This window comes from Halobacillus ihumii (assembly GCF_902726645.1).
GTDB classification, from domain to species: Bacteria; Bacillota; Bacilli; order Bacillales; family Halobacillaceae; genus Halobacillus_A; species Halobacillus_A ihumii.
In genome coordinates, this window is sequence record NZ_CACVAO010000001.1 from 2,814,559 (window position 1) to 2,834,366 (window position 19,808).

Genomic DNA, 19,808 nt, shown 5'->3' on the forward strand with positions numbered 1-19,808 from the left:
GAGGTAGAGCATGCTGGGATTTGAGAGTGCTTCAATCGCTTTTGTCTGGATTGCGACAGTTCTTTCTGGGGCAGGATGTGTGGTGTTTGGTGCTCTGATGTGGAATAAAGGTGGTGAAGACGAATGAATTTGACTGTATTAATTCCGTTGTGCATCGCCTACATAGCGGTAATGTCGTGGCTCGCTTATTATGGCTATAAAAAAACGACCTCTCAATCCGACTATCTGGTGGGAGGGCGCAATATTAACCCGATTGTCATGGCTTTATCTTATGGAGCAACTTTTATTAGTTCCTCCGCTATGGTAGGCTTTGGCGGTGTCGCTTCCATTTATGGGTTCAGCCTGTTGTGGCTGGCCTTTTTAAATATTGTATTAGGAGTATTTGTGGCTTTCGCTATTTTTGGAAAAAAGATCAGAAGACTTTCCATCAAACTGGATGCGACCACTTTTCCTACCTTGTTAGGGAAACATTATGATTCTAAGTTTATAACAGTATTTTCGGGGATTGTTATTTTTATTTTCATGCCGGCCTATACGAGTATCGTGTTAATTGGAGGAGGCCGATTTTTGCAGGAAACGCTGTCGATTAATTTTGACATTGCTTTATTAGTGTTAGCTGCTGTCATTGCCTTGTATGTAATTGGAGGCGGAATTAAAGCCGTTATGTACACAGACGCCTTTGGTGCTGTGATTATGTTAGTCGGGATGGCGATCTTCCTGGTTGTCAGTTACCAGGCAGTCGGCGGCATTGTGGATGGTCATCAAATGCTGACTTCATTAAAAAACATGGTCCCGGAATCGCTGGCTTCTCAAGGTCATCAAGGCTGGACGAGTATGCCAGAATTCGGCTCCCCGATTTGGTGGACATTAGTGAGCACAATTATTATGGGAGTGGGGATTGGAGTGCTGGCTCAGCCGCAGCTGGCGATGCGCTGCATGACTGTAAAGGATGACAGGGCTTTGTATCGCTCTGTTCTCGTCGGTGGGATTTTCATCTTTTTCATGACAGGGGCAGCTTATATGGTCGGCCCTTTAAGTAATGTTTACTTTATGGAAAATACGGGTGAGATTGCGATTAGTGTAGCCGGGGGAAATGCTGACCTGGTGATTCCGATGTTCATTAACTCCCTCATGCCTGATTGGTTTATTTATGTGTTCACCTTAACACTGCTCTCGGCAACGATTTCCACCGTCAGTTCACTGATTCATGTTCAGGCGACTGCCTTTGGGGAAGATATTTTGAAAACATTAGGAGTTCATACGGTCTTAGGAAATAAAATCAGCCCGGCACGGCTTGGTGTAATCGTCGGGGTTATCCTTGCTGTCGTCTTAGCCTATATGCTTCCAGGAGGAGTTATTGCCCAGGCGACTTCCTTTTGGTTTGGCATTTGCGCTGCAGGTTTTTTACCTGCACTCGTTGGAGCATTTTATTGGAAAAAGGCTACGAGAGAAGGGGCAATTTCAAGTATTGTAGTGGGCTTTGGTGTCAGTGTCTTCGGCTTTCTATTTTTACACGAAAAGCAATCGGTAGCCTTTGGGTTATCAGAAGCTCTTTTCGGAAAAGGTTATTTATTAGAATATCCATGGACACACGTGGACCCATTATTTTACGCACTGCCTTTATCAACGATTGTGTTTATAGGGGTGAGTCTATTTCAATCAAAAGACCATCTCCAGCACGAGGAGGATTCTCATAATATGGACGCCGTTCGTTGAGTGAACCAGTGTTAGGATTATAGATGGTTTGGGTAGAATCATGCAGGGTTAGGGCAGAATACTGCTGAGTAAAGGTCGAACCATGGAAATTCAGGGTCGAACCCCGCTGAGCAAGGGTTGAATATCGCCGAGTAAGGGTCGAATCCTGCTGAATAAGGGGAGAAACATGAAGAATTAAGTCCGAATCTCTACGGTCTTACTCAGACAAATAAATTCGAAATAGAAAGCGCCGTGTGAGTTGACCACACGGCGCTTATTATTGTTAGATGAGTTCCAGGTTTGTATTCATCTTCTCAAATGAATTCAACAGCCGCCTTGAAGCTTTAGTTAAGTAGCGATTTTTGTGCCAGATGATAACCGATTCCGCTACAATCTCTGCGTTCTTCAATTCGTAACTTCGAATGTTCGAGAATGAGAAAGCTGATAAAGTGGATTTTGGGACAATCGTAGCTCCTACACCGCTGGCTGCCAGGGAAAGAAGCATAGTCGGGTCCGGGCACTCACAAATCACATGGGGATCAAATCCATGATTCCTGCACTCGTTAACGATCAGCTCAAACTGCCCCGTCCCGCTAATTCGATGAAGAAGCATTAAAGGCAGGTCCTGCAGTTTCTCAATCTCCACCTCTGTCACATCATCCGGAAACAGTCCCCACGATTGCGGGGTGACGAGGACATAAGGTTCTGAAGGAAGAGATACCATGTCAAAATCATCAAGGTCGATAGGGAGACGAACGACAGCCATTTCAATTTCACGGTTACGGATACATTCAGCTAAAAAAAAGGTGTCCCCTTCCCGCAGTTGATAGGTGAGGCCAGGAAAGTCGTCACGTAACTTTTGCAGAGGATCAGTAAGGAATGAGAAACAGGATTTATTGGAACCTAAATGGAGGGTGCCGCTGATTCCTTCATTTGTCTCTTTTACTTCGGTTAACGTTTCTTCTAAATCATTAAGAATTCTTCCTGCTTTTTCATATAAAACTTCACCTGCGTTCGTAAGTTCCAGCTTACGACCTTGTCGATCAAACAGCTTCAAATTCAGCTCTTCTTCCATAATTTTAATCTGTTGGCTAAGCGGGGGCTGAGCCATGTGAAGTTTGTTGGCCGCCTTAGTTACCTGTCCTTCCTCTGCTACTGTTCGAAAATAACGTAACTGCCTTAAATCCATCAGGATCACTCCGTTCATTTGTATGATAAACCAGTGAATCAATGTATAAGAATTAATTTCGTAATTGCTCTTTTTAAACAACAAAGGCTTGCAGAATATAAACTCTCTTCGAAGGTTCAAAATGTGTGTGTTCTTATCTAGCAGATTTTAGGTTCCGCAGCACTTCCCCCCCGCCATTTCGATAATGAAGTCAACGGAACCATCTTAATAAAATCTGAACGGTGTCTTTGCAAAAGTGTTTGAATAATTATTAATAGACAGCAAAGGGAAAGTTCATTTTGAGATGATTCCGTAGAAACATATGGCAAGGGGAGATGGGGAAGGGGAAGACTCCTGTGGGACTAAAGTACAGGGTGAGATCCCGCAAGGCGGCAGCCTGAGGAAGCTCACCGTACTCCCACGGAAAGCGACTCCTTCCCCGCCTCCCCTTCTTCATTCAGACATTGGGAATCAAGTTTTTAGGATACTGGCCCTAACCTAATAAGATTATTTCAATTTTTTGCTTGACTATATTTGGAAGGTGCTTCTTTTTTACCTTTTGAATCCCTTGGGAATCAAGGTGCTTAAATTATGAAATTGTTTCATATGAAAAACATATGCAAAATAAATTTTTTGAATATTTTTAATATACCAGAGGCTATGGTAAGTTGATTATACAAACTTTTTGAATATTTCTGAATTAATTTTAGCAGAAAAAGTAAGCGCTATCAAAAGGAGGATAATAATGAGTGACGTAAGGTTAGCTGATGTTAATGAAGCTGGAAAGAAAGTCATTTCTGAAATTCATGATATTCAGTTGTATATCGATGGCGAATTTGTAGATGCAGAGAGTAAAGAACAATTTGAAAATGTTAGTCCATTTACTAATGAAAAAATTAATCAAGTAGCTTCGGGTGGGAGCGCTGACATTGAGAAAGCTGTTAAAGCAGCAAGAAAAGCTTTTGAAGGAGAATGGGGAAGCCTTCCACTGAAAGAAAGGCTCAGCTACATTTATAAAATAGCAGATGTCATTGATGAACATATTGACGAGATTGCGCCCTTAGAATCGTATGATACCGGTCTTCCGATTAGTCAAACCAAAAAGATGGTAGCACGAGCGGCACAAAACTTCAGATTTTACGCGGAGATGGTGTCAAGCCGGCTTGTTGGAGATGCATACCAGGTAGATGATCAGTTCCTGAATTACACGATCCATAAGCCCGTTGGAATTGCTGGTCTGATTACTCCATGGAATGCCCCATTCATGCTGGAAACGTGGAAAATCGCCCCGGCGTTAGCGACAGGAAATACGGTGATTTTAAAACCAGCGGAGTGGTCGCCGCTGACCGCTAACCGTTTAGCTGAAATCATCGACAAGGCCGGGCTTCCTGATGGAGTCTTCAATGTCGTACACGGATACGGGGAAACAGCCGGTGCCTCACTTGTTGCCCACGAGGATGTCGAACTGATTTCATTTACCGGCGAAACGAAAACAGGGTCAGAGATTATGAAAAATGGTGCCGATTCCCTAAAGCAGTTTTCCATGGAACTGGGAGGGAAATCCCCCATCATCGTCTTTGAGGATGCTGATATAGAGAGAGCCATCGATGCTTGTACATGGGGAATCTTTTCCTTTAACGGTGAACGCTGTACTGCAAACTCCAGATTGTATGTACAGGAAGATATCGCAGAAGAGTTCATTATGGCTCTCAAGGATCGCGTTAAGAATATTGTGGTCGGGGATCCGATGAAAGACGATACTCAAGTTGGCCCGCTAATTCATACAAAGCATTACGAAAATGTGAAATACTACCTCGACATTGCAGAACAAGAAGGATGTCAGGTGATCAGCGGAACGGTTCCTGAAGAATACAGCCGCGGCAATTTTGTGGCTCCGACATTGCTGCTAAATGCGGATACATCCATGAAAGTCGTGCAAGAAGAAGTATTCGGCCCTGTCATTGCCGTTATGACATTCAAAGAAGAAGAAGAAGTCATCAAGAAAGCAAATGACGTCCGGTATGGTTTGGCTGGTTACGTTTGGACAAAAGATATTCAGCGTGGTCACCGCGTGGCTCAAGCGGTTGATTCAGGAATGTTATGGATCAATTCCCAAAACGTTCGTGATCTGCGTACACCGTTTGGCGGTTCTAAGCATAGTGGAATTGGCCGTGAAGGCGGACATTACGCATTCGAGTTTTACACAGAAGTTCAAATCATCCATGTAGCGCTGGGAGATCATCGTATCCCTCAATTTGGAAAATAATTTGCTATACAAACGAAGGAGGAATTGATTATGCCTGCAAAAACAGGAGCTCAGTATAAGGAGAAATTAAGAAATGCAAAGAACAACATTTTCATCCATGGTGAGCGTGTAGAGGATCCGACGACACACCCTGCCTTTAAAAATGTGATTCAATCAATGGCAGATTTATATGATTTGCAATATGAGCAGCCTGACAAAATGCTTTATACGTCGCCGCAAACAGGGGATCAGGTGGGGATGACCTTTTACCGTCCGGAAACCATTGAAGATTTAATCAAGCGAAGAGAAGCTATCCAGGAGTGGGCGAAGCTTTCCGGCGGATTAATGGGACGCTCTCCTGACTATCTCAATGCTGAAGTTATGGCAATGGGCGTCGCTAACGATCTCTTCGGTGAAGATGATCCAATGTTCGCTGAAAATGCTAAGAACTATTACGATTATGCCCGAGAAAACGACATTAGCTTGACACATACGTTGATTCACCCGCAAGTAAACCGCCAAAAAGCCCAGCACGAGCAAGAAGACGCCAACGTAGCCCTGCACCTAGTTGAGAAGCGGTCGGACGGTATTATCGTCGATGGAGCCCGTTTGCTGGCTACGCAAGGCGGCATCACCGATGAAATTCTTGTTTTCCCATCAACGGTTAAAAAAGCCGGCGAACAAGATGATCCGTATTCACTCGCTTTTGTTGTACCGAATAACACGCCAGGCCTGAAATATATCAGTCGTGAGTCATTCGACTATGGCAAGAATAATTGGGACCATCCATTAAGCAGCCGCTTTGAAGAAGGCGATGCAATCGTTTATTTTGACAACGTTTTCGTACCATGGGAAAAGGTATTTGTTTGCGGGAACTCTTCGATTTGTAACCGCACCTTCCTTGAGACGAATGCAGTTGTTCACATGTCACATCAGGTTGTTGCTAAAAATGTGGTGAAAACGGAATTTGTCTTAGGTGTCGTACTTAGCTTAATGGATTCAATCGGCATTGATAAGTTCCAGCACGTACAAGATAAAGGGACAGAAATTATGCTGACACTAGAAACGATGAAATCACACTTATTTAGAGCTGAACACAATGCCAAGCTTGATAAATGGGGTACAATGACACCTGATTTTGAAGCCTTGAATGCGGCGAGAAACTGGTATCCAAGAATCTATCCGCGTCTAGTTGAGATCCTGCGTATTCTAGGGGCTTCCGGTCTTATGGGGATCCCAACAGAAGCAGATTTCCATCATGAGGAGATTGGACCGCTCGTCAATCGTGCGCTTCAATCTAAGAACCTTGAAGGCTATGAACGTGTGAAACTATTCCGTCTTGCCTGGGATCTGACGATGAGTGCCTTTGGAAGCAGACAAACGCACTATGAGTACTATTTCTTTGGCGATCCAGTGAAAATGGGGATGACGTATTTTGAGCAGTTCAACAAAGAGCCTTATAAAGAGTACATCCAGGATTTCCTGAAAAAAGTTAAACCATCAAAACCTGACTATACCAACGTATAAGGAGTGAAGAGGGATGAACTTTGATATCATCCGTACCGGCCGGGCGATCTTACACGTAACCGATTTAGACAAATCAAGAGCTTTCTATGAGGCTCTTGGTTTTATTGAAACAGCGTCAGATGACAAGAACCTATTCTTAAGAGGGATTGAAGAACACAACCATCACAGCCTGCTATTGAAAAAGGCAGAAACACCAGTCGTTGAAGTGATTAGTTACAAGGTAAGATCAGAGGAGGATTTAGATCGCCTCGCTGCTTTTTTTGAGAAGCAGGGCACCAAAGTGAAATGGATGGAAAAGGGTTCTCAAGAAGCTGTAGGAAGAGCGTTACGAATTCAGGATGTCTCAGGGCTGCCGGTTGAATTTTATGCTGAAATGGAACCAGCTGAACGCCTGCTTCAGAAATACCATCTTCATAAAGGGGCGAAGGTGCAGCGTATTGACCACTTTAACTGCATGGTTCCAGATGTTGAGAAAGCCTATAACTATTACATTAACGAGTTAGGATTCTCTTGCTCAGAATATACCGCGGGCGAGGAGGAAAAAATTTGGGCCGCGTGGCTGCACCGTAAACCAAGTGTTCACGATGTCGCTTATATGAATGGCTTTGGCCCCCGTCTTCACCACGTTGGATTTTGGCTGAAAGATCCAATGAACCTAATTGACGGATGTGATGTATTGGCATCTATGGGTTATGGAAATGCGATTGAACGCGGTCCAGGACGCCATGGACTATCCAATGCGATGTTCCTTTATTTAAGGGATCCTGATGGACACCGAGTTGAATTGTATAACGGAGACTATTTAACGAGTGATCCTGATTTTAAACCGGTACGCTGGGATTTAGATGATCCAATGCGCCAGACATTCTGGGGTCATGAAGCTCCGGACAGCTGGTTCGAAGAGGCATCTGAAGTTCTCGATGTTCATTCAAACGAGAAAGTGAAAGGCTCAGAGCCGACTCTGAAAAAACGTAAACCGACTTTTGTAACGTGACAAGAATAAATAAGAAGAGGTGGTAATGATGGACGATCGTATGTTCAGAGCAGCGATGGGGAAATTTGCTACGGGTGTAACAGTCATCGCTTCAGAGGTGGACGGAGATGTACACGGGATGACAGCTAATGCTTTTATGTCGGTCTCCCTTGATCCGAAGCTTGTCCTGATTTCTGTTGATGGAAAGGCGAAAATGAATGAAGTAATTAAGAAATCGGAGAAATTTACGGTCAACATTTTATCGGGTGATCAAAAGGAAATGTCGATGATTTTCGCAGGACAAATTAAAGATGGGAAGAAGGTAGAATTCGACACCTTTGAAGGGCTTCCGGCAATAGGCGACTCACTTGTCAGTTTGGCTTGTAATCTTTATCAGGCCCACGATGCTGGTGATCACACCTTATTCATTGGAGAAGTCAAGAATTTGAATGTTCAAGACGGAGAGCCGCTGGCCTTTTACGAGGGAAACTATAAACAAATGACATAACTTTATGGGGAGGGGTAACGATGAGAACGGTACCAATTGATTATCCAATGGCACGGTCAATACAGGAAGACAGCGAAGCATGCGTCATGGCGTTAGGTTTTTTTGACGGCGTCCATTTAGGACACCAAAAAATCATTCAAACAGCTAAGAAGCTGGCTGACGAAAAAGATCTCAAGCTTGCTGTTATGACTTTTAACCAGCACCCCTCCTCCGTTATTAAGAAAGGAACGATCATCACCAACTACATGACACCACTGGCTGCGAAAGGGAGAGTGTTCGAAGGGCTTGGTGTCGATCTTCTATACGTTGTGAATTTTAAACCGGAAGTCGCCAAAATTCCGCACGACCAATTAGTTGACGACTATTTATGCGGGTTGAGTTGTAAGCACGTCGTTGCAGGATTTGATTACAAATATGGGTTTAAAGGCAAAGGAGATATGGAACAACTGCCGATCGATAGTGCTGGCCGTTTTTCAGTAACAACCGTAGGTAAACTGGAGAAGCGCGAGCAGAAAATCAGTTCAACGCTGTTGCGGGAGTTGATTTCCTCCGGGAAAGTAGAAAAAATCCCTGGATACTTAGGGAGAAGCTACTCAATAGCAGGTACATTGAAGGGGCGCGGAAGAATCTGCACGGTGGATTTTGACCCGGACTATTATCTCCCTTGCCCCGGTTTATATGAAGTAACGATTAAAAAAGGTACGTTCCAATTAAAAGGAATGTGTGAAGTGAAATCCGTTCACCATCCTGACCAGCTGCAAGTGACACTCTTCCATGATCAATTATTTGATAGTTATGCGGAAGCAGAGCTGCAGTGGGATAATTTTATAGCTGATTTTGACATGGATGCATTCCATGCGCAAGGAGATTTTCGCGAATTGGAAATAAGCATTTGACCTTATTAGAATAATAGAGGAGGAATAGACATGGTACGAGATTATACTGAAGTTAAAGCAAGCTTGAGAGGTTCGGTAACCCCAGTTATTACACCATTTAAAGCAAATCATGATGTTGATTATGAAACATTGTCTGAACTAATCAATTTTCAGCTGGAAAATGGCACACATGCTATATCTGTAACAGGAACATCAGGGGAACCAAGCTCATTAACGGAAGAAGAACGAGTAAATGTTATGGAAACAACTTATAAAACAATTAATGGCCGCGTTCCATTTGTACCAGGCACAGGCTCAACGAACCATGATGAAACAATGCGGCTAACAAAAAAGGCAGAGGAAATTGGAGCCGATGCAGCATTAGTGATTGTTCCATATTATAATAAGCCTAACCAGCAGGCGCTCTACAAACACTTTAAAACAGTAGCGGATTCCGTTGATATTCCAATCATTGTTTACAACATTCCGGGACGGACGGCGCAAAACTTGGAGGTCGAAACACTTGCCAGCTTGAGTCGTGATTGTCCGAATATTATTGGGGTTAAAGAATCGAACAAAAATTTCGAACATGTGAATCGTGTCCTGTTAAATTGTGGCCGAGACTTTTTGTTGTTCTCTGGGATTGAATTGCTTTGCTATCCAATGCTTGCGATTGGCGGAGCAGGATCCGTCAGCGCAACGGCTAACGTACTGCCAGGAAAAGTCGCCCAAATGCATGATGCCTGGTTTGAAGGAGATGTCGAAACAGCTCAAAAGCTGCACTATGAGTTGATGGAGCTTAATGATGTGCTCTTTAAAGACACCAATCCGGCACCTGTGAAAGCCGCTCTTGGGATGATGGGCAAAATTGAACCGCATTTAAGGCTGCCAATGGATCTTCCTTCAGAGGAGCTGCAAAACGAAATTCGCGAAACATTGAATAAATACGGAGTTAATCTTCAGCTTGTTTAATAGGGGATTATGAAGAAGACGGTCTATCGATAAGGTAGGCCGTTTTTGTGTGCAAGAGGCGGCTGGTTGGTGAGCGATTTACATAGAAGATGAGCGCTTTAGAGAGAAATGTGAGCGACTCGCTAAAAAGACGAGTGATTACTAGAATAATACGAGCGTTTTCGACAAAAGTTGAGCGATAATGGTTAGAAGGGGGAAGCTTCCTTCATTATGGGCTCCTATTTGCTAGAACAATGTAGACGACTTCAATTATAATGGTATATGCTTAAGAGAAAGATAGGAAAGGAGCGGGGATTTTGTCGATACGAAAACGGTTGATTTTATCTAACATAGCCATGGTTGTTGGGCCTTTTTTATTCCTGCTTATAGTAGAAATTATAGCTGGCTACCTGCTGATGAATGTAATAGAGATAGAAAGTAGAGACCGATTGCAGAAAATATTTATCTCCATTCATTTCATAGGTTTGCTGCTCATATTAATTTTAACGAACGGAATCATTACATACTTTTTATCGAAGAGTATCATTCGTCCAGTGAACCGATTAACCCATGCAGCAGAAGAAATTGGCAAGGGAAATTTGGATTTTAAGATTGAACGGATGAGGAAAGACGAAATTGGTAAACTGTCCGATACTTTTGAAATGATGAGAAAGAGGCTGCAGGAATCGCAAGAGCTTCAGAAAAAGTACCAGGAGAACCGGAATAAACTGATGATGAATATTTCACATGACTTAAAGACGCCCATCACATCAATCAAAGGCCATATAGAAGGAATACGCGATGGTGTGGCAAACACCGAGGAGAAAATGGATGCTTATATCGAGACCATTCATACGAAAACTATTGTCATGGATCGTCTCATTGACGAACTTTTTGAGCATTCTAAACTTGATATGGGGCGGCTGGCTTTCCGATTTAAAGAGATAGATTTACAGCCATTTCTCGTTGATTTGATGGAAGAGTATCAGCTTGAGTGGGATGAAGTAACATTTTCTTTTGAGGCAGAAAAAGAAAAAACCTTTCGAGCAAAGGTTGATCCTGATCAACTAAGAAGAGTCGTTGTGAATCTAATGAATAATAGTTTAAAACATATGGATAAAACAGAGAAAAAGATTCATATTGATCTGGAAGAAAAATTTGATGAGATTACGGTAAAGGTTAAAGATAACGGACCGGGTATACTTAATAAAGACTTGCCTCATATTTTCGAGTTGTTTTATCGTTCAGACATGGCGAGGACTTCAGAAGGGGGGAGCGGTCTGGGACTAGCTATTTCTAAGCGCATTATTCAAGAGCATGAGGGAGAGATCAGCGCCTCCAGCAGAATAGGTCATGGAACAACCGTGACCTTTACTCTTCCTGTATCACGCATTTAAAGGATGATGTAATGAATCATATTCTAATCATTGAAGATGAAGAGAGTATTGCAGAACTGCAGAAAGACTACCTGGAAATGAACGGTTATGCGGTTTCGATATCTTTGGACGGATCAACTGGCCTTCAGACAGCTTTAACGGAAGACGTCGACTTAGTATTATTGGATGTCATGCTGCCGGGTATGGATGGATTCAGTGTGTGTAAAGCTTTACGTCAGAAGAAAGATATTCCGATTTTAATGGTGACGGCAAAAGTAGAGGATATCGATAAAATTCGGGGACTTGGCTTGGGGGCAGATGATTACATTGTAAAACCCTTCATTCCCAGTGAACTAGTTGCTCGTGTTAAAGCACATCTTACAAGGTACCAGCGTCTAGTCGGTAAGGCAGATCACGACATTCAAATTCGCGGACTCCACATCGATCGTAAGTCACGAAGAGTAAAAGTCGATGAGGAAGAAATCGTGCTGACGGCCAAGGAGTTTAATTTATTGTCATTTCTAGCGCAGAATCCTGATCATGTCTTTAGCAAAGAGGAGTTATTTGACCGGATTTGGGGATTCGATTCTGTAGGAGATATCAGTACGATAACCGTTCATATTAGAAAAATTCGAGAAAAAATTGAAAAAGACCCCTCACAGCCTGAGTATTTGGAAACAGTATGGGGTGCGGGTTATCGATTTAAAAAGTAAAAGGAAGGGATCTTCATCAATCGAAGATTCCTTCCTTTTTATAGTTAAGAAATATTTAATCATTCATTAAGTATATTTTAAGAAGGCTCCTGTATCTTGTTTATTAGTAGACAGGAGGTATTAACAGTGAATGAAACTCAGTTAATAAAAGGTACGAAAAAAAGGAAGAAAATATTCGCAGTGATTGCGGGGGTCTTTTCAGCCTGTATCGTCGCCCAGATATTTATCGCCGGTTTAGCTATTTTTGACACCCCATTACATTGGGGAGTGCATCGTTTCTTTGTACATTTCTTTGATAAACTAGCTCTTTTACTTTTCGTGATGTCCTTTATTTGCAAAATGCCCGCAAGCATCCGCTGGCAGAGTGGTGCGATGGTATTTTTGATTTATTTAATGTATTTTTCGGCAAACGTAAGCGCACTTGTATTATGGGGCGCCGCACTACACCCTGTCTTTGCCATGACGCTCTTTACTCTTTCAGTTTACTGCACCGTGCAATCATGGAAGACAACGAGGGAGGTGGAGTCTCAATGAGAAACGTCATGGTTATTATTATTGCCGCCCTTGTTGGAATTGTGGCAGGAATTGTAGTATCCGAATTAATTGGAATGATTGGTTATCTATTTCTTAATAAAATAATAGGGATCAAATATTTACCAATTGTTTTTGCAGTTGTGTTTGCCTGCATAGGTCCTAGTATAGACAAGCGTTTTATTCGTTTTAGCACTCGTAATTAATGGGTTTATATAGGTGAATTAATTTAAAGGAAATCTTGTTAAACGCGGCTAAATCCCTCTTGTTCAAGGAAATTAGCAGCTTCTTCATAAGAATTAAACGTTCCTTCAAGAGCCTCGTCTGCATATACGTTATATCCGTCTTCTTCGCGCATTAAAACGAGGGACTGATCGTAATCATTCATCCATTCCTCAAGGACAGGGTTTTTCTCAGCGGGCGTAGCGGATAGCGATTCGATCGCGTCCTGAACAAGATTTCGCAGTTCGTCCGCTTCAAAATCACGAATGTTGATCATCCCCTTTGAGTCAGTCGGATAGTCTTCAAGTTCGCCAGCATAGACAAATCCATTACCGTTTGGGTGGAGATGGTACACAATATTCTTTTTATCGTATAAGCTATTTTCAAAATGGAAATTAACGCGGCCAAGTGAAACTTCCTTTTTCTCCAGCTGGGCAAATTCCTCTATAATGGCTATTTTTTCTTCAAAAGATAACATAAGTGCCTCCTCGAGCTTTCATTATCATTCGTGATTATAGCACATGGGGGACAGGAAAGGAAAAAAGGAATTGTTTAAAATAGCCAACCGTGGTATAGTTAATTCTGCGATGAGCTAATTTGCGTAAGACGGCGTATATGCCTAACGTGGCTAAACGGCGAATGTGGTCGCCGGTACGTATGCGGCAAAGTATCGAAAGCTTTCCCTTTAATGGGAAGGCTTTTTTCATGTGAAAACAATTCGGTAACCACACGGCGAAGAGGGGGAGAGGAATGTACTTAACCATCCAGCAAACGGCTGAATACTTAGATGTGCCGTATTCATATATTGAATCCCTAATTAGAGACAAGCGAATTCGCGCTGTCCACGATGGTACAGCTTATCTTATTAACAGCAATCAATTTGATACCTACTTTGAACAGATAGAGAAATATCGTCTAATGATACAGGAGTACTTAAGTGAACCGTTACCTGAAGATCCAGATATTAAAGATGAAGATTAAATAGACAGAGCCCTAGAAGCTCTGTCTATTTACGTTCATACACTTTTTCACCACGATACCATGTTTGCAGAACTTTAATTTTGTGCAGGTCTTGAGGTGGAACTTCGTGTGGATGTTGATCAACCATTACGAAATCGGCTTGATACCCAGGTTTGATCTTTCCTTTACTATCTTCACGATATTCAATTTCCGCTGGGACAGTTGTGAAAGCATGAAAGCTGTCATCCACTTTTAACTTTTCCTGGGGCATCCAGCCGCCTTGAGGATTTCCTTCAAGATCTGTCCGATTTACAGCTGTGTTGATCGTCACAAACGGGTTGATTGAGCCGATCGGTAGGTCTGAACTTAATGTAACAGGAATGTGATCACGCACTAAACTGTTAAAGGCATCACAAAATGGCAGCAATTCTTTTGGTGTCCATTTATCTTTTTTATCCCATTCGCCCAGTAAAAAGGAGGGCTGTGTTTCGATATACGGTTTGAGTGTTCGCAGCCGATCCATAAGATCTGGGGCTAGAGTTTGAGCGTGGATGATTCGATGCCGTCGCTCTCTCGTGTTGGCTTCTTTCTGTTCTAAAGCTTCAATCGCCTGCTCACAGGCTCGATCTCCAATTGCATGCATAGCAACTTGCATGCCGTTTTCGCCAGCCTCGGCCACCATGTCGTTAACTTGCTCCTGGCTGTAAATGAGTGTGCCACTCGTATCAGGGTTTTCAGGGTAAGGGTTTCTCATGGCCGATGTATGAAGACGTTGGGTGCCATCTAAAAAGATTTTAATCGCTCCGACTTTTACTTGATTTGTCCCATCCCCCGTTCTAAGTTTATGGGTTTTAAGAAATTGTCTGAGGTCTCCAATATCAAAAATATAATGATGCAATTGAACATCAATAGGGAGCTCGCCTTCATTTTCAAGTTCCGTATAAGCTCTCCATAGCCGATCATAATTTCGAATGAAATTTATATCGTCTGTATGCACGGAGGTAAGGCCGTTAGCGTTAATATGAGGAAAAGCAGCCTTCAGCGCCTGCTTGGCATCTTCTACAGACCGCCCCCAGAAATGGCGCTTAATGTAATGGACCGCCGTATCTTTAAACCTCCCTGTCCACATTCCTTGATCGTCTTTCTCCTTAAAGATATCCGGTTCTTTTTTGAAATCTTCTTCTTCCCTTAACAATTCTAATGCTTTTTCACTAATCACACACTCGTGTCCATCTTCATGCAATAGAAAGATATAAGCATCTGCGTGAATTTCGTGCAAATCCTGGGCAGTTAATAAATGATCGATGTCATCAAATTGAGCATCATTGAACCCTTTGCCGAAAAACCACTGATTTTCTTCGAGGTTTCCATAATGATTTTCGATTAGTTCCTTCACTTCCTTAAAACTTTCGGCTTCTGTTAAGTCCAGTTCTTTTTTCAATAGTCCATATCTTAGTAAATGCATATGACTGTCGTTGAAGCTAGGTGCAATCAGCTTTCCTTTCCCGTTAATCGTTGTTTTTTGGCCTTTGTAGGGACTTGGATGAATAGACTGGAAGACACCGTCGTCAAATTCAACAGCATAAGTTTGATCCTTATTCTTCTCATCAAAAGGCTGATAGATTCTTACATTATCTATGATCACGAATCAATTCTCCTCTCAAGCTGGTTCTATTAAATAGTTACCACTAAAATCAATCAGTAAACCTTTTTGAGAAGTGAATGAAAAACGCAGAGTCATGGTTGCGACTCTGCGTTTTAGCTTACTCTTTAACAGCAATGGCTTCGATTTCAACTTTAGCTCCTTTTGGAAGCTTTCCTACCTCTACGGCAGCACGAGCGGGGTATGGTTCACTTAAATAGCTCGCATACACTTCATTCACAACTGCAAAGTCATCGATGTTCTCAAGATAAATATTAGCTTTTGCGATATGTTTGTAGGTAAGACCAGCTTCTTTGAGAATTGCGCCAATATTCTTCATCACTTGTTCCGTTTGCTCTTTTACATGTTCCGACACAAATAATTGTGTAGCGGGATTAAGCGGAATTTGACCTGAAATGAAAATAAGATTTCCGACGTCGACTGCCTGCGAGTAAGGTCCGATTGCAGCAGGTGCTTGGTCAGTTGAAATAGGTTTAAACAAAGTAAGTCACTCCTCTTATGTATAGTTAATAAATATCCTATCATGCTAAAGATATTTAAGGAATACAAAGCACCTTGAAAAAAATAAGTAGAAATAAATCATTTCCCGGGAAATATTGCTGTTTAATGTCTAGTTTTGCATTAAGAAGGTTAGAAATGGATTTACCGAAAATTTTGGCTTTACAAACTGAAAATTTTATCATTAAATTGTTATCAACTGCCTTTTGGAATGCTTTTGTTACAGGAGGATTTTTCAAGAATTACCAGGGTTCACCCTGATACAGGCAGATTCACTCGGTATAGAGAGGGTGGTGAGTGGGTACAACGACCTAAAATGATTAGAGTAATTTACCAATCAAAGGATAAGATAGCCTAGTTTGGTGTAAGCGATTACATATGATCGTATTTAATGATACACTATTTAAGGATTTCATTTGAAGGAGGGAAACTTGTGGCAAATTCACGAAACGATGAAGTCATTGATGAAGCAGTTGGAGAAAAGTCGATTAACAGATTAGAATTCCGTGGAGGCGTCTTTGCAGCCACAGTCCCACTAATCTTTTTCATAGTATGGGCGATTACATTAAGTGTAACGAAGCTTGTCACTGAAGAAGCATTGGTTCTCGGAATGGTAATCGGTGTAGCCATCGGTTTATTTCTTTGTAAATCAAAGTGGGCGGATTACGCACAAGCTTTAATTTCAGGAATGGCGCAGCCGATCGGGGTCATCGCTGTTATTGCCTGGTTTTGGGCAGGGATGTTTGCTAAATTGTTATCAGCAGGCGGTCTTGTCGATGGACTCATTTGGTTTGGATTTCAGACGGGGCTGGAAGGCGGTGCCTTTGTTGGAGTAACCTTCATGCTTTCAGCGTTATTTGCAACAGCCGTTGGTACAGGATACGGAACTGTTGCAGCATTTGGTATACTCATGTACCCAGCAGGGGTTATTCTAGGAGCAGATCCAGTCTTAATGCTGGCAGCCATCTTAAGTGGTGCGGTATTCGGGGACAACCTTGCACCTGTATCTGATACAACGATTGTTTCAGCTACAACTCAGGAGGCGGATGTGCCAGGAGTTGTTCGTTCACGATTTAAATATTCTATTACGGCGGCTATCCCAGCGCTTATTTTATTCGTGATTCTTGGTGATGGGGGAAATGCCCAAAATACAGAAGCTATGGCGAGGCTTCAGGAGCAAGTATCACCACACGGGTTGTTGCTGCTGATTCCGTTCGCATTAGTATTATATTTGGCATTGTCAGGTCATCATTTATTAACTTCTTTGACATGGGGCATTGTTGCTTCTATCGTCTTTATTATTATTTCCGGAACACCCTTTACCGAAATCATTCATATATACAAAGATGAGGCGGGTAATGCTGTTGTAGAAGGAGCCCTCATGAGTGGTATCGGCGGCTATTTCAATATGGCGATATTGATTCTGTTTATATTAGCAGCTGCCCACCTAATGGAAGTTGCGGGTACGATGGATAAAATTAGAGACTTTTTCCTTGGCATTATAAAAGGAGTAGTGAAACGTGCCGAGCTTTCCATGTATGGCATTGTCGCCTTCTTGAATGTGTTTATTACGATCAATACAGCAGCAGAAATTGCGGCGGCTCCATTTGTGCGCAAGCTTGGGAAAGAAATGAATATTCATCCTTACCGTCGAGCGAACTTCCTTGATACGGTAACTTCTTCATTAGGATATATTTTTCCATGGAGTGCTGGTGTTCTTTTGGCTTGGGCCACGATTAAAGGTGCTGCCAAGGAATACGAAAATATGCCAGTCGTTAGTCCAGCTGAAGTATTCCCGTATGTTTTTCAAGGTTGGGGACTTCTCATCGTTATGCTAATTGCAGCTTTAACAGGCTGGGGCTTACGTTACAGTGGAAAGAATGGTGAAGAAGTAAAACCGAAAGATTATGAAAATAAATAAAAACGAACGATGTAAAATTGAATAACAAAAACACAGATAATTAGCGAAGTGTTTTGTCGAAGCGAGGATAGAAATCCTTTCTTGACACACAATTAATCCGAACTGATTCCAAGAGAATGGAATCGTTCGGATTTCTTTATGCTTAATTCAGTATTTTCCCATCCTTTTTTATAGGAGGGGAGACAGGCTGATAGTTAATACCTATAGAAAAAGAGGTGTTAGGAGGATTTCATAATAATCTGTTGTATATTTCATCTCTTTATTAAAGATTGATATAGAACACTGTTTTCCTTACAATGTTATTGAAAGCGCTTTAATGAATAAAGGGAGGGGACGTACCGGATGCATGTACCACTTTTACTGACGGATTTTTTAGATCGTGCTGTTGAATTGTATGGGGAAAAGCCTGCCATAATTGATGATGAACGAGTTCTGACATATCGTCAATTGAACGGACGGGTTAATCAATTATCAAGGGGACTAAGGAGCCTCGGTGTGGAAAAGGGAGACAAAGTGGCCTATCTTGCTCCAAACACTACTGAAATGCTGGAAGGGTTCTACGGAGTGTTTCAAGTAGGGGCTGTCATGACAGCATTAAACACCCGTTTGCAGCCTGCTGATTATCAATTCATTTTAACCCATAGTGAAAGTAAAGTGCTGTTTGTGGATGAGGATTTATACCCGCTTATAAAACCAGTGTTGAAGGAGCTGCCTTCTTTGGAAAAGGTGATTATTCATGGTGAGGAAGCGGATGAACACAAAGGATATGATGAATGGCGGACTCAGTTTTCGGCGGATGCGTTTGAGCGTGCAAAACTGGAAGAAACGGATATAGCAAGTTTACTTTACACGAGCGGTACGACCGGAAACCCTAAAGGTGTGCTGCTTTCTCACCGATCCAATTACTTACATGCTTTGTCTTCGATGCATCATCTGCGTGTATCGGACGACGATACGCTGCTGCATGTGCTGCCGATGTTCCATGTGAATGGCTGGGGATCACCATTTTACTACACGATGAATGGGGCGACTCAAGTCATGTTGCGGAAGGTCGACCCGAAGTCCATTTTACAAAAAGTGAAAGACCATGGTGTCACCGCCATGCATATGGCTCCAACCGTTTTAAATATGGTTATTGAGGAGTACGATTCGAACGCTATTGAATTGGAACATGACTTGCGCGTAGTCATAGCCGGTTCTGCGCCACCGCCAGCTTTCGTACGGAAGGTTGAAGAAGACCTCAAGTGGGAATTCATTCAAGTTTATGGAATGACGGAAATTAGCCCCTTAATTACAACATCGATACCGCGATCAACAGAACTCGATTTACCTTCAGAAGATCAGTATCTTTTAAAAGCGAAAACGGGGTATGCGATGGTTGGGTCTAAAGTCAGGGTGCTGGATGAACTTGGAGAAGAAGTGGTGCATGACGGAAAGACGAGGGGGAAAATTGCGCCCCGCTCAAATAATGTGAGGGAAGGGTATTAAAAAAATGAGACCGCCACTAAGGAAACGATTCGTGATGGCTGGTTGTACACAGGGGATATGGCGGTTGTCGATCATCAGGGTTTTATTGAGATTGTGGATCGCAAAAAGGATGTCATTATCAGTGGAGGAGAAAATATTTCATCGATTGAGGTAGAAGGAGCCCTTTATGACCATCCTGCGATTTTAGAAGCCGCTGTGGTGGCTGTCCCCGATGAAAAATGGGGAGAAGTTCCACATGCAGTTATTGTCTTAAGGGAAGGCTATAAGGAAACAGAAGCTGATTTTATCAGTTATTGCCGCGAGCGATTAGCTCATTTCAAAGTGCCTAAGAGTTTTTCATTTGAAAATGAACTTCCTAAAACAGCTTCAGGAAAAATACAAAAAGTCGTCCTTCGTAAAGGGTTTTGGAAAGACCACGATCGTATGGTTCGATAACGGGAAACAGAAAGCCTCGGATTCCGGGGCTTTAATTTGTAATATTTACGTTAGGGATC

General features: G+C 42.4%; 18 protein-coding genes and 1 pseudogene. 15 read left to right on the forward strand and 4 right to left on the reverse strand.

Annotated features, from left to right (window positions below; genetic code table 11):
• Positions 1–10: 10 nt before the first annotated feature.
• Together G6R08_RS22375 and G6R08_RS13965 are read left to right on the forward strand one after the other, a co-directional pair.
• Complete coding sequence (locus tag G6R08_RS22375) at positions 11–127, forward strand: symporter small accessory protein (RefSeq protein ID WP_338035433.1); 117 nt, start codon at positions 11–13, stop codon at positions 125–127.
• Entirely contained in the window at positions 124–1,716 is a 1,593-nt protein-coding gene (locus tag G6R08_RS13965) for a sodium:solute symporter family protein (RefSeq protein WP_163528740.1), read from the forward strand. Before G6R08_RS22375 ends, G6R08_RS13965 begins: the two co-directional genes overlap by 4 nt.
• Positions 1,717–1,978: 262 nt before the next feature.
• On the opposite strand, the gene G6R08_RS13970 is transcribed toward G6R08_RS13965, so the two are convergent.
• The gene (locus G6R08_RS13970) at positions 1,979–2,884 is read right to left on the reverse strand and encodes a LysR family transcriptional regulator (protein WP_163528741.1); all 906 of its coding nucleotides are present in this window, start codon (positions 2,882–2,884) and stop codon (positions 1,979–1,981) included.
• A gap of 724 nt (positions 2,885–3,608) precedes the next feature.
• Here G6R08_RS13970 and hpaE point away from each other — a divergent pair.
• From hpaE to G6R08_RS14020, 10 genes are all read left to right on the forward strand, one after another.
• Positions 3,609–5,129, forward strand: a complete 1,521-nt coding sequence (gene hpaE, locus G6R08_RS13975; protein WP_163528742.1) for a 5-carboxymethyl-2-hydroxymuconate semialdehyde dehydrogenase — start codon at positions 3,609–3,611, stop codon at positions 5,127–5,129.
• A gap of 30 nt (positions 5,130–5,159) precedes the next feature.
• Positions 5,160–6,635: a 4-hydroxyphenylacetate 3-monooxygenase, oxygenase component gene (gene hpaB, locus G6R08_RS13980; protein WP_163528743.1), complete on the forward strand. Its 1,476-nt coding sequence runs from the start codon at positions 5,160–5,162 to the stop codon at positions 6,633–6,635.
• 13 nt (positions 6,636–6,648) lie between these two features.
• Positions 6,649–7,629 carry a 3,4-dihydroxyphenylacetate 2,3-dioxygenase gene (gene hpaD / locus G6R08_RS13985; RefSeq protein ID WP_163528744.1) on the forward strand — a complete coding sequence of 327 codons (981 nt, stop codon included), beginning with the start codon at positions 6,649–6,651 and terminating at the stop codon, positions 7,627–7,629.
• A gap of 28 nt (positions 7,630–7,657) precedes the next feature.
• Positions 7,658–8,116: a flavin reductase family protein gene (locus tag G6R08_RS13990; RefSeq protein ID WP_163531325.1), complete on the forward strand. Its 459-nt coding sequence runs from the start codon at positions 7,658–7,660 to the stop codon at positions 8,114–8,116.
• Positions 8,117–8,136: 20 nt separating this feature from the next.
• Positions 8,137–9,012 (forward strand): adenylyltransferase/cytidyltransferase family protein, encoded by an 876-nt coding sequence (locus G6R08_RS13995; RefSeq protein WP_163528745.1) that lies wholly within the window; start codon positions 8,137–8,139, stop codon positions 9,010–9,012.
• A 30-nt stretch (positions 9,013–9,042) separates the two neighbouring features.
• Complete coding sequence (hpaI, locus tag G6R08_RS14000) at positions 9,043–9,963, forward strand: 2,4-dihydroxyhept-2-ene-1,7-dioic acid aldolase (protein WP_163528746.1); 921 nt, start codon at positions 9,043–9,045, stop codon at positions 9,961–9,963.
• Positions 9,964–10,259: 296 nt separating this feature from the next.
• Complete coding sequence (locus tag G6R08_RS14005; RefSeq protein ID WP_163528747.1) at positions 10,260–11,339, forward strand: sensor histidine kinase; 1,080 nt, start codon at positions 10,260–10,262, stop codon at positions 11,337–11,339.
• 11 nt (positions 11,340–11,350) lie between these two features.
• The gene (locus G6R08_RS14010; RefSeq protein WP_163528748.1) at positions 11,351–12,031 is read left to right on the forward strand and encodes a response regulator transcription factor; all 681 of its coding nucleotides are present in this window, start codon (positions 11,351–11,353) and stop codon (positions 12,029–12,031) included.
• Between the two features lie 126 nt (positions 12,032–12,157).
• Positions 12,158–12,565, forward strand: a complete 408-nt coding sequence (locus G6R08_RS14015) for a DUF6220 domain-containing protein (RefSeq protein ID WP_163528749.1) — start codon at positions 12,158–12,160, stop codon at positions 12,563–12,565.
• Positions 12,562–12,768, forward strand: coding sequence for a DUF5957 family protein (locus tag G6R08_RS14020; protein ID WP_163528750.1), 207 nt, complete (start codon positions 12,562–12,564; stop codon positions 12,766–12,768). Before G6R08_RS14015 ends, G6R08_RS14020 begins: the two co-directional genes overlap by 4 nt.
• A 38-nt stretch (positions 12,769–12,806) precedes the next feature.
• Here G6R08_RS14020 and G6R08_RS14025 read toward each other — a convergent pair whose 3' ends face one another.
• Entirely contained in the window at positions 12,807–13,262 is a 456-nt protein-coding gene (locus G6R08_RS14025) for a hypothetical protein (protein ID WP_163528751.1), read from the reverse strand.
• A 272-nt stretch (positions 13,263–13,534) separates the two neighbouring features.
• Here G6R08_RS14025 and G6R08_RS14030 point away from each other — a divergent pair, with 272 nt between their 5' ends.
• On the forward strand, positions 13,535–13,765 hold the full coding sequence (locus G6R08_RS14030) for an excisionase family DNA-binding protein (RefSeq protein WP_163528752.1): 231 nt from the start codon (positions 13,535–13,537) through the stop codon (positions 13,763–13,765).
• A gap of 25 nt (positions 13,766–13,790) precedes the next feature.
• Here the strand turns inward: G6R08_RS14030 and G6R08_RS14035 are convergent, their stop codons facing one another.
• The gene (locus tag G6R08_RS14035; protein WP_163528753.1) at positions 13,791–15,389 is read right to left on the reverse strand and encodes an amidohydrolase; all 1,599 of its coding nucleotides are present in this window, start codon (positions 15,387–15,389) and stop codon (positions 13,791–13,793) included.
• A 118-nt stretch (positions 15,390–15,507) separates the two neighbouring features.
• Positions 15,508–15,888, reverse strand: coding sequence for a RidA family protein (locus G6R08_RS14040; RefSeq protein WP_163528754.1), 381 nt, complete (start codon positions 15,886–15,888; stop codon positions 15,508–15,510).
• A 450-nt stretch (positions 15,889–16,338) separates the two neighbouring features.
• Here G6R08_RS14040 and G6R08_RS14045 point away from each other — a divergent pair, with 450 nt between their 5' ends.
• Entirely contained in the window at positions 16,339–17,826 is a 1,488-nt protein-coding gene (locus G6R08_RS14045; protein WP_240339722.1) for a Na+/H+ antiporter NhaC family protein, read from the forward strand.
• 342 nt (positions 17,827–18,168) lie between these two features.
• Positions 18,169–19,749, forward strand: a pseudogene (locus G6R08_RS14050) (long-chain-fatty-acid--CoA ligase).
• Positions 19,750–19,808 lie beyond the last annotated feature (59 nt).